Here is a 15782-nt window from a genome sequence, read left to right on the forward strand (position 1 = left end):
TTACCTATTAAATAAAAGCATAAATTTAGCGCCTTTGTTTAGCTCGCTTTCAAATTGCAGCTCTCCGTTCATCAGGTGAGCGTAGCGGCGCACGATGTTCAACCCGAGCCCGGTACCGGGAATATTACCGGTGTTGTTTGCCCGGAAAAAGGGCTGAAACAGATTTTTTTGGTCGGCCTCGGGGATGCCAATGCCGTTATCGCGTATCATGACCATGCATTGCGTTGGTGTGATCTCGGTATTAAATTCGATGAAGGTGTGCTCTCCCGAATACTTTATAGCGTTAGAGATCAGGTTGATCATACAGTTCCTGAGCAGGTTCTGATCCAGGTTTACCATACTCTCGAGCCCTGTATGCTGATAAATAATATTCTGGTTTGCCTTGGCGATCATTTGCATTTCCTCGGTTACTTCCTCAGAGAGCTTCACGATGTCGAAAGGTGTAAACGCCGGCTCTACCTTTCCGGCTTCAAGCCGCTCAAGCGAAAGGAAGTCGTTCAGGATGGTGGTAAGATTGCCCACCGCATTTTTTATTTTGTTTACGTGCTTGGTAATATGTTCGTTCTGAAAGGGCTGTGCGTATTTCTCTATAAGTACAGAAGAAAGCTGTACGGAGCTTAATGGTGTGCGGAACTCGTGCGAAGCCATAGACACAAACCGGCTCTTCATTTGGTTGAGTTCCTTCTCCTTTTCGAGCGAGAGACTCACTTCTTCCTTGGCCTCGCTTAGTGCGTGTACCATTTTTTTGAGTGATTTGGTGCGCTCGTCGACAAGCTGCTCAAGTTCGGCAGCGTATTCCTTAAGTTTCAGCTCAGCCTCTTTTTCTTTAGAGAGATCATGTATAAAACCAGTATAAATGACCCGGTCGTCATACTGGACTTCGCTGACCGCCAACCTGAAAGGAAATGTACTTCCGTCTTTTCTAAGCCCCAGGACTTCCCTTCCCTTTCCTATAATGCGCTTTTCGCCTGTGCGCTGATAACGATCAATGTAGCCATCGTGGCTGCTCTTATCCGGCTCAGGCATTAAAATAGAAATATTTCTGCCCTGTACTTCTTCCAGGCTATAACCAAAAAGCCTTCGGGCAGCGGGGTTCAAACTCTCTATCATTCCACGGTTGTCGATTGTAATAATGCCATCGATAGCCGTTTCTATTATCGCTTTTAAAAGTTTAGCACTTTCCATAGTCTCAGTAGCCATATTACAAAAATATGCGGAGTCTATCCGCTCCGGATGATTGCTGTCACGCCCAAAGGTGACGACCGTCATGTTTCAGGTGAGCTAATATAGGCTACTTTGCCGAAAAAAACGTTATGCAGCATACTTTCCATATACCTGTGCTTGGTTTAGGTTATTCGATCGACACCCCCTTAAAGGTGGCGCGATTCGGCATTTCATCGGTCGTTTCTATAGTGGATGACGAACTGACGGAACGTATGCGAAAGCACTACTGCGGCCTGCACGGCCTGGAATACAAAGCCATAGGAAAAAAGGAGCATGACAGCAGAGCGAGGCGCATCACTGCCTACCTGAATTTGCTCAACAAACTGGTGGACGACCAGGTGCAGGCCATGCGGGAGGAGGACTTTCAGGACGGAACTGATCTGGGGCGATATTTTGAAATGCTTCCTGAAGGGTCGGAGCTTAAGAAGATGTTTAGTTCCATGCTTGAGATGGAAGCGTCGGATGAAAAACGCTTTGTACAGAACGAACTAAAAGCCGCTGTTGCGGCCGGCCGGATTGATGTCAATATTATGTCGAAAGTGGATAAGGCCAATTATCTCGACGGGGTTTACCTTGGCGATGATCAGACGGACGCTCTTGCCGCCATTAGAGGCTTTGCGGAAAGTGACCTGCGCAGTTCGGTGGTGATTTCTGCTGGATTGAATCCGAGGCTATTCAGTTATATGGAGCAGTTGGAGGCCTTTTACCCTGCCGGCAACGAGGCTCCGCGAAAAGAGATTATATTGAAAGTGAGCGATTACCGTTCTGCCCTGATACAGGCTAAGATACTTGCCAAAAAAGGACTTTGGGTGTCAGAATTTCGGATTGAATCGGGCTTGAACTGTGGCGGTCATGCCTTTGCGACGGATGGACTATTGCTCGGACCGATCCTTCAGGAGTTTAAAGATAACCGTGCTGCACTTTACGCTGAGCTGTTTGATTTATATGCGTCGTGCCTGAGGTTGAAACGTATTGAGGTGCCTCGCAATCCTGGCCAACGTATATGTGTTCAGGGCGGCATAGGAACTGCGGAAGAACACACCTTTCTTCTGAAAGAATATGGGCTGGACGCAACGGGCTGGGGTAGTCCCTTCTTGCTGGTGCCGGAAGCCACAAGTGTGGATCCGCAGACGCTGGCCGACCTTGGAGAGGCTACGGACGCTGATTTTTACCTGAGCAATTCCTCTCCGCTGGGCGTACTCTTCAACAATTTTAAGAAGAGCAGTGCGGAGGCTCAGCGGCAGCAGCGAATAGACAAAGGAAGACCGGGAAGCCCGTGCACGAAGAAATATCTTTGTACGAATACAGAATTTACGGAGGAGCCGATCTGTACGGCCTCCAGGGAATACCAGCACCTGAAGATTAAGCAATTAAGCGGGCTGGGGCTGGCAAAAGAAGAACTTCAAAGAAAAATAGACCAGGTTACGGAAAAAGTGTGCCTCTGCGTGGGCTTATGTACATCCGCCTATCAGAAACACGAAATCTTAAAAGCCAGAGAGGATAAAGCTGTGAGCATCTGCCCTGGGCCCAATCTCGCCTACTTTTCAGGCACGTACAGTTTGAGAGAAATGGTAGGGCACATATATGGCCGCTGTAACCTGCTGGCTGGCGTGTTCCGGCCAAACCTTTTTATCAAGGAACTCAACCTGTATACCGCTTATCTGAAAAAAGAGTTTGAACTGCTCGCTCAGGAAAGCCTTGGGCAGCCCGCTTTCGCTAAAAGAAGCAAACAGCTTGATAAGTTTTACGCTCAGCTTAATGAAGGTGCAGCTTACTACCGGTCGCTGCTGAGCAGGTCGGAAGCCACATTACAAATGTGGAATGCTGATCAGGTCCGAAGACTTGATCAGGCCATTTCACATTTGCGTAGTATGGTTACTTTTGAGGCGCTTCCAGCAGTTTAAAGAACTGGTCGAGCTGAGGCAGAATGACGATGCGGGTTCTGCGGTTGGCCGCACGGCCCGAATCAGTTTCATTGCCTGATACGGGAACATACTCGCCCCTACCAGCAGCAGTCATCTTAACCGGTGGTATACCGTATTCGTTTTGCAGTATCCTGACTACAGAGGTAGCGCGTTTAACGCTCAGGTCCCAGTTATCAAGCAGCACACCCTGGCGGTAAGGTACGTTGTCGGTATGTCCTTCTACCATAAATTCAATTTCAGGCTGGTTCATCAGCACCTTGGCAACCTTGCCCAGCACGGCTTTAGCCTGCTGGTTTACCTCGTACTTTCCGGTTACGAATAGCAGCTTGTCTGAGATGTCGATGTACACAACGCCCTTATCGACTTTAATATTGATATCCTGGTCGTTCAGATTACCAATAGCCCCTTTCAGGTTCATCACCAGGTTCATGGTAAGGGAGTCCTTTCGGGCTATGGCCGACTGAAGGTTCTGAATGTAGGCGTCTTTAGAACTGAGACTTTCCAGTGATTTCTTAATACTCTCTGCCTGAGATCCTGAGATCACGGAAAGGTCTTTCAACTGATTCACCATCTGGTCGTTAGAACTCTTTTGCTGTGCGAGCTGGGACTGCAGGTTACGGCTGATGCCCTTGTATTTTGCTGTGGAATCTCTGCTGCTGGCCAGTTCTGCCTGGGCCTTGCGGTATGTACTGTCGAGACGTGAATACCGGGTGTTGGCTTCCTGAAGCTTCTTAGACGTTCCGCACGAAGCTAATACTGTTCCCAATGCTGCGCATGATATGATCATTATACGTTTCATCTTCATCTTTTTTTAAGTGAACAACCATTTGTCTGTGTCTTATAACACATATGGTATTAATCAATAGACATGCCAAATATCGCTGCGTTTAATTCTGTTACCCTTCGCTACATATTGTAGAGAAATTCCACAGCAATTATAATGCGCACAAATAACTAACACACTGATTTTCAGAGCCGTGCCAAAAACCAGCATTTACGGCATCATTATGTATCCTATGCTATCCAGAAAACGATACGAGTACTTTAAACTTAAAAACAACTATTATGAAAAAGATCATTTTATCAGCAGCATTTTTAGCAGTAGCAGGATTAGCATCAGTAAAAGCGAACGACATCAAGAACCCCGTAATCGTTGCTGTACAAGATAGCACAACAAAAACTCCGGTTGAATTGAAAGACCTTCCGGAAGCGGTGCAGAAAACACTTCAATCGGATCCGGTTAAAGAATGGACACCAACTGAAGCGTTTCTGATTACCAACGCAGATAAGACCACTTACTATCTGATCAATGTTAAGAAAGAGGAAGAAACCGGATCTCTTAAGATTGACAAAGACGGAAAAGTGATCCAGTAAGCACAGTTTGCTTAGTATCCCTATCATATAGCTAATACCCACAAAGGCCGGAGGATTCCGGTCTTTGTACTTTTTTGGGTATATATGCGTTATGATAAAGCGCTATGAAAATTTTTAACCTGATTTTGCTGGGCCTTCTGTCGCTGGTAGTTAAGCCAGCAGCCGCTCAATCTTTCGTATATCCGAAGTTGCCTGTAAAAGGAAAAACGATCACCACCTTAATACCGCCTCAATGGAAGGCGGTGGACTCGGTGCGGGGCGATCTGAATGCCGACGGTGCCGACGATCTGGCCCTGGTGTTGGAGTTTTATGCCGCCGTGAAGGAAAACAGAGCGTATGGCGACAGCAATATGGAACTGATTACCGAGCTACAGCGCCCCCGGATTTTGGCTATATATTTTCAAAAAGGCAGGAACTTCCTACTCGCCGGACAGAACAATGATTTCCTGTTGCGTGCTCAGGAGGGCGGCAGCCTGGGCGACCCGCTTAGGAAGCTATATATCGCAAATAATACGCTGGCTCTTAATTTTGAGGGCGGTGGCAATTGGCGATGGACACTTCAATATGTTTTTGGGTACCGCAACAAGGATTGGGCTTTGGTAAGCGCCCGAAATTATGCGTATCATAGTTCTTCAGGCGAAATGCAGGACAAGCACTATGATTTCTTAACGGGTACAAAAACGTTGAGCACAGGTAATGTAGACAGCAGCGTTACTCCTACCCTTAAAAAAGAAATTCCGCTTCAGCCGATGGCTTTGCGGAATCTCCAAAGTTTTAAAAAGCCCTGGACCTGGCAAATCGGTCCGGATGAATTTCTATAACCTGCTTGAATAGTTTGGTGCTTCTTTAGTAATAGAGATATCGTGCGGATGACTCTCGCGCATACCGGCAGCGGTAATACGAACAAACTTCGCTTTTTGAAGATCGGCCACAGTAGCGGCGCCGCAATAGTGCATACCTGCACGGAGGCCACCTACATATTGATAAATAACTTCGGCAAGCGTTCCTTTATAAGGCACCCGTCCTACTATACCTTCAGGAACCAATTTTGTCACGACATCTGTCTCGTCCTGAAAATACCTATCCTTTGATCCCTGTTGCATAGCTTCCACAGAACCCATGCCCCGGTAAGATTTAAACTTACGCCCTTCATATATAATGGTCTCGCCTGGTGATTCCTCTACTCCCGCAAAAAGCGAACCCGCCATAATGGAGCTGGCTCCGGCTGCTATAGCTTTTACGATATCGCCGGTTTGTTTGATACCACCGTCGGCTATAACCGGAATACCTGTTCCTTCAAGTGCTTTCGCGCATTCGAAAACCGCATAAAGCTGTGGTACACCAACACCGGCGATGATACGGGTAGTACAAATAGAACCTGGTCCGATTCCCACTTTTACGGCGTCTGCTCCTGCATAAGCCAGTTCCCGGGCAGCGTCGGCCGTAGCAATGTTACCTGCGATCACCTGCAAATCAGGCCATCTCTCTTTAATTGCTTTAACCATATCGATCACCCCTTTGGAGTGTCCGTGTGCGGTGTCGACCGTCACGACGTCTACACCCGCCTTTACAAGGGCAGCAACGCGTTCAATGTTATCACCAGCAACACCAACAGCCGCACCAACGCGTAAGCGTCCGTGATCGTCTTTACAGGCCTTAGGAAAATTCTTATATTTTTGAATGTCTTTAAAGGTGATCAATCCGGCAAGTCTTCCTTCGGCATCCACTACCGGAAGTTTCTCGATCTTGTAGTCCTGCAGAATTTCCTCGGCCTGCAGCAAGGTTGTTCCTTCAGAAGCAGTGATCAGGTTTTCGCTGGTCATTACTTCTGAAATTTTACGCTGCATGTCTTTCTGGAAACGGAGATCCCTGTTGGTAATGATACCCACGAGCTTACGATCTGAATCAATTACAGGGATACCACCTATTTTAAACTCTTTCATGATCTGGAAGGCGTCGGCAACAAGCGCATTTGCATTCAGCGTTACCGGATCCTGGATCATGCCGCTTTCTGAGCGCTTCACTTTACGCACTTCTTCGGCCTGGCGCTCAATGCTCATGTTTTTATGAAGCATCCCTATACCTCCCGCCTGAGCGATCGCGATCGCCAATCCGGCCTCGGTAACCGTGTCCATCGCTGCAGAAACGATCGGTACATTTAACCGTATTTTTTTGGTAAGAAAAGTCCCGGTGTCTACATCTCTGGGTAACACTTCGGAATAGGCAGGAACTAACAATACGTCATCGTATGTTAAACCTTCGGCGATAAATTTATTGGGATCGAGTTGCATAGCAAATAATTTAAGAGTTACTATTTGCCGGGCAAAGGTACTGTTTTTTTCAGCACTGCACAATAATTGCGAGGATATAGAACGGTGTCAGCGAAAGTTTACATTTTACAGATTAAATACCCGCTTTCGGTTGCCCGCACACTGGCAAAAACTAATTACGGCTTGCACTGTTAATACGGTATGCCTTTATCATTTAAACCACTATTTATCGTATTGGCTTGCCTGATTGCGACCCTGTCGACACCCGCAGCCGCACAACTTTTACCGGAAACACCAGTTGAAAATAACGAAGCCGCCGCTCCCGAAATCCCTGAAGACTCTTTGGGTCGCGGAACACCCCGCGGCATGGTTTCAGGCTTTCTTAAAGCCATGTCTGACCAAAATTACATGCGGGCAAGTCAGTACCTGCAGTTGACCCGCCGACAGCAACGCGAGGCAGAACGGGAACGCATTGTACTGGCCTTCCAGCGCTTGCTGGATCAGGGTGGTAATATCATGCCCTCGTCCTGGATCAGCAATAAAGTTTCCGGTCGGCTAGATGATGACCTGGCGGCGGGCACTGATCTGGTAGGTACCATTACCGTAGAAGGTGAAGTGATTAACCTCATTGCGGCAAGCACGGAAAAAGCCGGGCAGCCAACGTTATGGCAATTTTCTTCGGAGACAGTAAATGAGATTGCGGCGATCAAGACAAATGAGGCGCTGCTCGTGAACAAGGCTCTTCCCGCCCCACTTAAAGAGCGGTTACTGGCGGGTGTTCCTATAGGACACTGGCTGGCCATGCTGCTGCTGGCCCTGGTATCGTATGGTATTGCATGGTGCATCACTTTTATTTTAAGATTCCTCATTTTGAAGATCTGGAACCGGAAACGTTACGAGCATATCTGCGATATCATTAGCGTGGTTGATGTTCCGTTCCGCTTGTACCTTGCGGTAGCGTTTTTTGTGGCCATTTCTCAGCAGGTCGGCATCTCTATCATTGTGCGCCAGAAATTTAGCGGCGTTACGCTGATCGTGGGGATCATAGCTATAATGATCTTCCTCTCCCGGCTGACAGACTTTATCGGCGAGTTCAGCAAGAATCGAATGAGCAAACGTGGCCGGGTGTCCGCTTTGTCGGTCATCCTTTTTCTTCGCAGGACTATTAAGGTAGCAATCATCATTATTGGAATCATCGCTGTACTGAGCGCCCTTGGCGTGGACGTTACGACCGGACTTGCGGCTTTGGGTATTGGTGGTATTGCGTTGGCCCTGGGTGCTCAGAAGACCGTCGAAAACTTTGTTGGAAGTGTAACGCTGATAGCCGATCAACCTATTCGGGTGGGCGATTTTGTGACCGTGGGTGCCACTTCAGGTACGGTTGAATCGATTGGTATGCGCTCTACCAAACTCCGCACAGGTGAACGCAGCGTGGTGACCATTCCAAACGGAGAATTTTCTTCAACCCGAATTGATAATTTTGCGCATCGGGACCGCTTCCTGTTTAATCCGGTGCTTCGGTTAAGATATGAAACGACACCTGACCAGATACGTTACCTGCTGGTAGAGTTACGTGCGATTCTGTACAGCCATCCAATGGTCAACCCCGACCCGGCGCGCATCCGTTTCGCCGGATTTGGGGAAAGTTCATTGAACCTGGAGGTGTGGTCGTACATTGATGCGCCTGACTTTGATATATTCCTGGAGGTAAAGGAAGATCTGCTTTTGCGCTTTATGGACAAAATCAAAGAAAGTGGCACAGGCCTGGCTTTCCCGTCGCAAACCGTTTATGTGGCTCAGGACGCAGGTATTTCTGAGGAACAGACAAAGCTCGCCGCTGAAAAGGTTGGCAACTGGATAACTCGCAATGAAATGCAGTTACCAAAGTTTGATCAGCAAAAAATAGATTCACTCAAAAACACTATTCCCTACCCTCCCGAAGGGTCTGTGCTAAGCCAAAAGAAGCCTTAGCCTCTGTTTGCTGTTCGGACATTGCTCAGATGTTATTCAGACATTGCTCAGCTGTCGTCCACAAAAAGCTGGACAATGCCTGATGGAAATCTTGTGATGACTTTGTTCGCATTTGCCCGGTATAGCCAGTCAGGCCGGCACCTGTGTTATGAATTAAAGGTATCTCAGATCGAAATGACTGAACACAGCTTCATCAGCCGCCGCGCCATTGAAATGCAAACCTGCGCGCGGACTTCTGTCCCATGGCGGAAGGAAGCTGACTGATACTGCATTGCTTGTTGGAAGCGCCTGCCACTCACCCGAGCCCTGTTTCCAATAGGCTTTGCAATCAAGCTGATCGCTAACAGTCAGTTTCAAACTAACAGGGACAGCTGCATTCTGCCTGATGTGCGCTGAAGGCTGACCAGCCATGGCTTTGCTTATGACCTTACGCTTGTTGTCTTTTACCATCCAGAACTGGATTTCGGTTCCGGCGATACTCACACCTATTGATGCGTTGGCATCGCCGTAAACGACCAAACCTTTCTGCGAAGCATTTTGATTTGTAACGGTAGTACTGATCTCATATCCGAGTTGTGCCGGACGTACGGTATAAACGATGCCGCTTGGGTTATCTGACTTTATTATACCGGATAAATGAAGCTGCTTTTTGTGCTGTTTAACCACAGGTGTGGAATTGCGGAAGTCCCACTGCCAATGCTTTGCCGGGCTGCTGCCAGCAAAACGATCAGAAATATGGAGTTCAGCATTTGGACGATCGGCTGACAACGTCTTGAACACTGGCCATTGGTTTTGTCCTTGCCATTGGAGTTCGGCCAGCATGCCCTGGCGACCCGTGTATACGTTGGTATGTTTGTTATATGCATGATAAAGATAATAGTATTTACCATCCGTCGAATTCACGAACGTACCGTGACCAGAACATTTCCAGTCCGCATTTTCCTGCAAAGCAGGGTTTGCAGGATCATTCTCATAAGGCCCCATGAACGATTTTGAGCGCGCAATCCTAACATTGTAATCGCACTTTGCCCCGCAGCAGTTTCCTACAGAATAAAAGAGATAGTAATAATCGTCCTTTTTAAGGATACTCTGTCCCTCCAGGCCGATACCATTGTTGTCTTTCATCATGGTGAAGGTTTCGCCTTCAAGTTTCAGGCCGTCGTCCGATAACTTGCTGCCCAGGATCTCAATCGGCCGGCCGTCTAGTCCGTAAGCCTTATATGTCATATATAACTGACCGTTATCATTGAAGATAAAGGCATCAATGGCTTCTTTTCCATGCGCCACGATGATTCCATGATCTTTAAATCCCCTGTCAGGGAATTTGGAAGTTGCCACACCTATACAGGAGACGTTGTCCGACTTTCGGCGGGCTGTATAGTAAACGTAATAGGTGCCGTTATGATAGTAATACTCCGGCGCCCAAAACGATGAGGAAGTCCACTCGGGCTTTACATCAAATACAAAGCCCGTTTGCTTCCAGTCCTTCAGGTTTTTTGAAGTGTATATTGGAAAATGCGGTGCCCATTCGGACGAGGTGCCTATGGCATAGTATTGACTGCCTTTACGGATCACCGAGGGGTCGGCGAAATCGCCCGGTATTACGGCCTGTATACTATTTTGTGCGCCGGCATGCAAAACAGAAACGGCGAAAAGAACGATCAGAAAAATATGTTTTGTAAAGGTTTTCATCGGAGTACTTGGCAGCAGGTGTTGTTAAGTTGTTAATAATTTGGTTTTAGGTTTGCAATATATAAAAATAAATTCGCTGGCTGATGCAACTTTTCGCGTCTGCAGTCGTCTAATGCATATGATTAAAAGATTATTTTTCTTCGCGGTGATTGTGTCTGCCCTGAATCAGGGTGTGCGTGCTTCTGAAAAAGACCAGCCTGTTCTCGTATCGCCTGTTTCTGGCGTTCAGACCAACCTTAAAAGCTTTAAAGGGATTGTCGCAACCGGGCCGATAACGGTGATTGTCACGATGGGTGACACGGAAAGCATCCGCTTTGAAGGCGATGCGGATGCGATTTCTTCGCTAAGCGGAGAAGTTCAGGGAAGTTTGCTTGTGGTAAGGCCAGACATCAGCATAAAAAGCTGGGCAAAAAAATATGAGGGCAAAAAGATCATTGCTCATGTGACGGCAAAAACGCTAACCAGCCTAACGGTGAGTGGAAATGGGAGTCTGACTGTGAAGGGCGCTGTGCACGCTGCTGAACTCGCGACTTCGTTAAGCGGGTCGGGCACCATAGAAGCCGAAGTTGATGCAGATAAGGTTACAGCTACGCTGAGCGGGTCAGGAACTATACGTCTGACTGGAAATGCATCAGATTTAAACGCACGCATTAGCGGATCTGGCTCGGTGTATGCGCATGTGAGCGACACGATCAAGGCGCTGATCAGTGGCTCGGGCATGGTTTATTACGCAGGAAACCCCAACATCGAGCAAAAAGTGTTTGGCAAAGGCAGCGTAGAAAAGATGTAATTAGTCGCGCAGACCATATTTGGCCGGCAGCTTCAGGCATTCTTCCTTGGAGATGATACCATCTGACGAAGTTGCGTGAAAAAGACTTGAAGCGGCTGCGCATATCCCTAATTTAAGGCAGTGCTCCATAGGCCAGCCTTCATGCACACCCATCAGTACACCCGCTGCAAAAGCGTCGCCTGCCCCTACTGCCCCAGCGATTTGTGAGGCGGGCAGGTTAACGGATGGCTGGAAAAGCTTTTCTCCCGAAGCGCTTACCGCAGTTACACCCTCCGGGAAATGAAGCAATACCCACTGCTTTACGCCCATGCCGATGATCTTTTCCGCAGCCTGAAAACATTGTGCTTTTATGGCCTGACCAGATTCATCAGTGGTTTGTATCCCCGTGATCTTACATGCTTCAAACTCATTGACGAAGAGATAGTCGATATGTGGTAGTGCGGATGGCACCACACTTCTAAACCTGTCCGACCGCTCGCTTACGATATCGGCTGAGGTGACGAATCCTTTGCTGCGCGCCGCTCCAAAAACCTTTGAAGCACGGGTGACGCCGTTATCTTCAATTTTATCGAGCTGATCGAGCAGAAGAAGGTATCCAAGATGGAAGATACGGGCGTTTGAAACTTCAAAGTTAAAGTGCTCAATATCGAGCTGTGCGTTGGCCCCGCGCTGATGAAAAAACGTTCTTTTTCCAGTACCGGCGACCGTCATTACGTCTGTGTAGGAGGTATGAGCCCCGGGCATTGTCCGGAGCTGGCGCGTATCGATCTGCAATCGCCGGCAATGCTCGACGATCTGTTCACCACGCGGGTCGGCGCCCACGAGTCCGAGCGCCGAAAGGGGAAAACTTGAGCCCAGTTTAACAAGCGCCATTAAAACGTTGTACGCCGAACCGCCGTTGCTGTTATGTTCGGAAGATATATTGACCAGCTTTTCCTCTTCCGGATAGACATCGATAAGCTTAACCTTATCAATGATCCAGTTGCCGGCTACGAGAATGCCTTGCCTGATCATTTGTCGCTAAGTAATTTTAAGATCGCAGGTTCGTCTTCATCGATCTCCGAAAAACGCCCGATCCTGCTATCGGTGAAGAAATTGTCGTTAATATCATCATTTGCCGTAGAAACTTCTCCGATGATGCATTCATCTGATTCAGGGTAGAACTCATGCCATATGCCAGGCAAAATAGTGACCCGTTCGCCCGATCTCAGTGACAGCTTATCACCCGACTGAAGATCTCGCATTTGGCCGTTCACCTTAACCTGCATTACACCGGACCCACTGTCTTGTCGCGGATCATTACGCCAGAGCTGTACGATAAGAACTCCCGTGCGGCAGATAATGTCTTCCTTCTTCTTTAGGTGCGTATGGGCCGGGGTTACCTGATTCTTCTGTGCATACATCAACTTTTCACAGTATTCCTCCTCTTCGGCCAGGTTTACCAAAGCCAGTCCGCATTTTAGAAAATCGGCTAAACCAAAGTCGGTTACGTCCCATCTCGGTTCCGGCGGCAGCGCCCATCCGTGATGCTTAAAAAAAGCGGTAGCGTGCTTTATGGTGTTATTAATTTCTGATCTTTTCATACTTGTTGCATTTGCTGGTCATATGTCACGTGTTCTACCGTATTCTTCTTATGCGAACGAAGAGCGGCGAGAAACACCTGGTGACTTGCCACCGCCTCATCGGGCGTCACACATCCGAACCTGCCTTCCAGACGTCCCTCTCTTTCGGCTACATAGGCCGCGAGCATCTGCATAAAGCAATCCGAAAAACCCGGCTCGAATATCGCGCCGGTTACTGTTGGAAAGGGAATTCCCTTAAATCCAAGATCGGTTTGCTGCCATTGCTGGCCGCTTTTGTCGGCCCTAAAGGTCCATAAAGTCTTGGTATTTTTGGTGCTATACTTTACACCGCCTGCCGTACCAAGCACTTCGATATACCAGGTATTGGTCTCGCCAGGAGCAATACGTTTGGTTTCGAGGCTCATTGGCACCAGATTCCCGTCTATTTCTACGCTGGCAGAGAGTGTGGCATTGTTCCAAGTATCGCACGCTGCAACACCCCCTGCCCCATCAGGCCGCTCTGTAATGATACCCTGCAACTGCGCGTAGATGGTGACTGGTTTCCAGCCCAGACGCAAAGGCACATGTAAGACATGCATACCAAGATCGCCCATCACACCTATCTCGCCGCAATATTGCACCTGGCGTTTCCAGTTGATCGGTTTCGTTGGATCCAGATCACTGGAATGCAGAAAGCCAGCTTTGATTTCAATGATCTTTCCGAGGCGACCGGAGGTCACTTCTTCTATGACACGCTGTGGACCGGGCAAAAAGGGCATTTCAGAAGAGCAGCGCACAAACCGTCCGTATGATTCTGCTGCTTTCCTTATCTCGACTGCAGCTTCAAGATCTATTCCGAACGGTTTCTCGGCAAGAAGATCTTTGCCCGCCGCCAGCACATCGATGTATACCTGCCTGTGAAGGTGATGCGGAAGCGCCACATATACAATGTCGACACCTGGATGTTCGAGCAATTCCCGATAGTCTGTAGTAAGAAGTTCGACACCCGGAACAGCCTTATACCAGGCAAGCACCTGCTCATTCAAATCGCAGACGGCGGTAAGCGCAACCCGAACAGGAAAGTTGTTAAGTGTGAACCAGCGTCCGAAAGCACCGGCGGCTTCCTTTCCCATGAGTCCCCCGCCAATAATACCTATGTTAATCCGCTTCATAAAGGGACAATTAGTTTTGATTGGTGATCAGGCTGTACACATCTTGCGGAAGTGCGCCATCATGTACGATGGCCATTAACGCCTGGGTCATGCCCGCAGGGTTTGCATGCTGGATCACATTTCTTCCGTAAACAATACCCCTGACGCCCTGCTGCATAAGCTGGTAAGTTCGCTCCAGGATGTCCCGGTCGGCCGCCTTGCCGCCACCCCTCACGAGCACAGGAATTCTTCCGGCGGTCTCGACAACCCTAAAATACTCGTGTACGTCGTCGGTCGGATCGGCCTTAATGATATCGGCACCAAGTTCGACCCCTTGCCGCACCAGCGGCACGATTTTATTTGGGTCACCGTCGACCATATACCCGCCTGCTTCGCTGTTGGGCCGGAAAACAAGGGGCTCGATCATCAGGGGCATACCGTATTGTTCACAAAGAGGTTTAATCCTCAAAATGTTTGTAACGCACTGATCGGTAACCTCGGGCTGACCGGGTATTGCGAAAAGATTGACTACCACACAGGCTGCATCGAGCCGGAGAGCTTGCTCCACAGGCTGGTCGATCATGCGACTGAACAAGGCTCGTGGCAATTCCCTGCCATATACATTGGCCACGTCGGTACGCAATACCAAGGACGGCTTTTGCCTGCCTGCGATAGACTGAAGGTAGTGTGCCTGTCCGACAGTTAACTGGATGGCGTCGGGCCCTGCATCGACCAGGGTATTCACGGCTGAACTGATGTTTTCAATGCCCTGTAAAAATGCTGCCTCATTGAAAAATCCATGGTCGATGGCAACATCGAAGCAGTTGCCTGACTTACTATTGAATAATCTGTTTAATCGGTATTGTATCATTTTAATTTTAGATGATCGGAGACCTGAACTTGCAGCCATAAAGACCCCAATGCCCCGAAACGTTCATACGGTTAAAGCATAAGCAATATACAAAAAGAAAACAACTTGTATATACAAGATTCCATTTTTTAGAGAGATCCGTATTATTAAAGGATAATTGTAACTTTATGGGCAACCAGTATATCCCGTTTCATGGACAGAAAAGATTTAACGCCTTTATACCAAAAGATAATAGAAGAACTCAAGCAAGCTATAGAAAAAGGTGACTATAAAAAGGGTGACCTGATACCCTCAGAAAATGATCTCAGCAAGCACTATTCGACTACACGCCCCACCATCCGCCAAGCCTTAGCGGCGCTCACGGCGTCCGGTCACATTACGCGCAGGCACGGAAAAGGCAGTATTGTGTCTGAACCCAAAAACGGGCTCGGTATTTTATCGCTCCGGGGTGTAACAGCTAGTGTGGGCAACCGCTCACTTACTACGAATATTCTTCAGAAGCCTGTAAAACTCCCATGGCCTGCCGACTTCTTTTATGAACTGGATATTCAGGAAATCTCATCGGGCTGTATTTACTTTACACGGTTGCGTTTCCTTGATCAGAAACCGGTTCTTTACGAGGAGACTTACATCACAGATCATCATTTACCTAGGTTTACAAGCCGCAACCTGGAGAATCAATCATTATTTAAAACGCTGGAAGAATTCTATTTTATTAAGGTAAAGGAAGGTGATCAGAAAATATGGGCCATAAACGGCGATAAGCAAATCAGTCAGCTGCTACAGGTTAAAACCAGTCACCCTCTGGTACATATGAAAAGACGGCTGCAGACAAACGTGAACAGCTTAAATATATATTCTTCGCTATACTGCAATACGGAAACGTATTTTTTGCAGGATTACTTTTAACCTGTTCGCGATTGCACCCCTTATTTGTCGCCCCTCACCATTG

Annotated in this window: 14 protein-coding genes; 6 read left to right on the forward strand and 8 right to left on the reverse strand. The window is 48.1% G+C overall.

All coding sequences use genetic code 11. The features are described from left to right. Nucleotides 1–1185: a PAS domain-containing sensor histidine kinase gene (locus tag QEP07_RS05710; protein ID WP_285010728.1), complete on the reverse strand. Its 1185-nt coding sequence runs from the start codon at nucleotides 1183–1185 to the stop codon at nucleotides 1–3. A gap of 128 nt (nucleotides 1186–1313) precedes the next feature. On the opposite strand from QEP07_RS05710, the gene QEP07_RS05715 reads away from it, so the two are divergent. Further along, on the forward strand, nucleotides 1314–3128 hold the full coding sequence (locus tag QEP07_RS05715) for a hypothetical protein (RefSeq protein ID WP_285009028.1): 1815 nt from the start codon (nucleotides 1314–1316) through the stop codon (nucleotides 3126–3128). Here QEP07_RS05715 and QEP07_RS05720 read toward each other — a convergent pair. Further along, nucleotides 3100–3948 carry an OmpA/MotB family protein gene (locus QEP07_RS05720; protein WP_285009029.1) on the reverse strand — a complete coding sequence of 283 codons (849 nt, stop codon included), beginning with the start codon at nucleotides 3946–3948 and terminating at the stop codon, nucleotides 3100–3102. The two genes, QEP07_RS05715 and QEP07_RS05720, sit on opposite strands and share 29 nt — an antisense overlap. 266 nt (nucleotides 3949–4214) lie before the next feature. Between QEP07_RS05720 and QEP07_RS05725 the strand changes: the two genes are divergently transcribed. Together QEP07_RS05725 and QEP07_RS05730 are read left to right on the forward strand one after the other, a co-directional pair. Continuing rightward, nucleotides 4215–4523 carry a hypothetical protein gene (locus QEP07_RS05725; RefSeq protein WP_256004604.1) on the forward strand — a complete coding sequence of 103 codons (309 nt, stop codon included), beginning with the start codon at nucleotides 4215–4217 and terminating at the stop codon, nucleotides 4521–4523. A gap of 104 nt (nucleotides 4524–4627) precedes the next feature. Continuing rightward, on the forward strand, nucleotides 4628–5344 hold the full coding sequence (locus QEP07_RS05730; RefSeq protein WP_285009030.1) for a hypothetical protein: 717 nt from the start codon (nucleotides 4628–4630) through the stop codon (nucleotides 5342–5344). Here the strand turns inward: QEP07_RS05730 and guaB are convergent. Further along, complete coding sequence (guaB, locus tag QEP07_RS05735; RefSeq protein WP_256004599.1) at nucleotides 5339–6814, reverse strand: IMP dehydrogenase; 1476 nt, start codon at nucleotides 6812–6814, stop codon at nucleotides 5339–5341. The genes QEP07_RS05730 and guaB overlap by 6 nt on opposite strands. Nucleotides 6815–6994: 180 nt before the next feature. Here guaB and QEP07_RS05740 point away from each other — a divergent pair, with 180 nt between their 5' ends. Beyond that, on the forward strand, nucleotides 6995–8764 hold the full coding sequence (locus QEP07_RS05740; protein ID WP_285009031.1) for a mechanosensitive ion channel family protein: 1770 nt from the start codon (nucleotides 6995–6997) through the stop codon (nucleotides 8762–8764). Nucleotides 8765–8917: 153 nt separating this feature from the next. On the opposite strand, the gene QEP07_RS05745 is transcribed toward QEP07_RS05740, so the two are convergent. Next, entirely contained in the window at nucleotides 8918–10456 is a 1539-nt protein-coding gene (locus QEP07_RS05745) for a glycoside hydrolase family 43 protein (protein WP_285009032.1), read from the reverse strand. A gap of 118 nt (nucleotides 10457–10574) precedes the next feature. Here QEP07_RS05745 and QEP07_RS05750 point away from each other — a divergent pair, with 118 nt between their 5' ends. Beyond that, complete coding sequence (locus QEP07_RS05750; RefSeq protein ID WP_285009033.1) at nucleotides 10575–11246, forward strand: head GIN domain-containing protein; 672 nt, start codon at nucleotides 10575–10577, stop codon at nucleotides 11244–11246. On the opposite strand, the gene QEP07_RS05755 is transcribed toward QEP07_RS05750, so the two are convergent. The 4 genes from QEP07_RS05755 to QEP07_RS05770 are packed head-to-tail and all read right to left on the reverse strand — an operon-like array spanning nucleotide 11247 to nucleotide 14830. Continuing rightward, nucleotides 11247–12260, reverse strand: a complete 1014-nt coding sequence (locus QEP07_RS05755) for a carbohydrate kinase family protein (protein ID WP_285009034.1) — start codon at nucleotides 12258–12260, stop codon at nucleotides 11247–11249. Continuing rightward, nucleotides 12257–12829 carry a D-lyxose/D-mannose family sugar isomerase gene (locus QEP07_RS05760; RefSeq protein WP_285009035.1) on the reverse strand — a complete coding sequence of 191 codons (573 nt, stop codon included), beginning with the start codon at nucleotides 12827–12829 and terminating at the stop codon, nucleotides 12257–12259. Before QEP07_RS05760 ends, QEP07_RS05755 begins: the two co-directional genes overlap by 4 nt. Then, complete coding sequence (locus QEP07_RS05765) at nucleotides 12826–13980, reverse strand: Gfo/Idh/MocA family protein (protein ID WP_285009036.1); 1155 nt, start codon at nucleotides 13978–13980, stop codon at nucleotides 12826–12828. Before QEP07_RS05765 ends, QEP07_RS05760 begins: the two co-directional genes overlap by 4 nt. Before the next feature lie 10 nt (nucleotides 13981–13990). Further along, nucleotides 13991–14830: a class I fructose-bisphosphate aldolase gene (locus tag QEP07_RS05770; protein WP_285009037.1), complete on the reverse strand. Its 840-nt coding sequence runs from the start codon at nucleotides 14828–14830 to the stop codon at nucleotides 13991–13993. 192 nt (nucleotides 14831–15022) lie between these two features. Between QEP07_RS05770 and QEP07_RS05775 the strand changes: the two genes are divergently transcribed. Further along, entirely contained in the window at nucleotides 15023–15739 is a 717-nt protein-coding gene (locus QEP07_RS05775) for a GntR family transcriptional regulator (RefSeq protein ID WP_285009038.1), read from the forward strand. Nucleotides 15740–15782 lie beyond the last annotated feature (43 nt).

The organism is Pedobacter faecalis (assembly GCF_030182585.1).
GTDB lineage: Bacteria > Bacteroidota > Bacteroidia > Sphingobacteriales > Sphingobacteriaceae > Pedobacter > Pedobacter faecalis.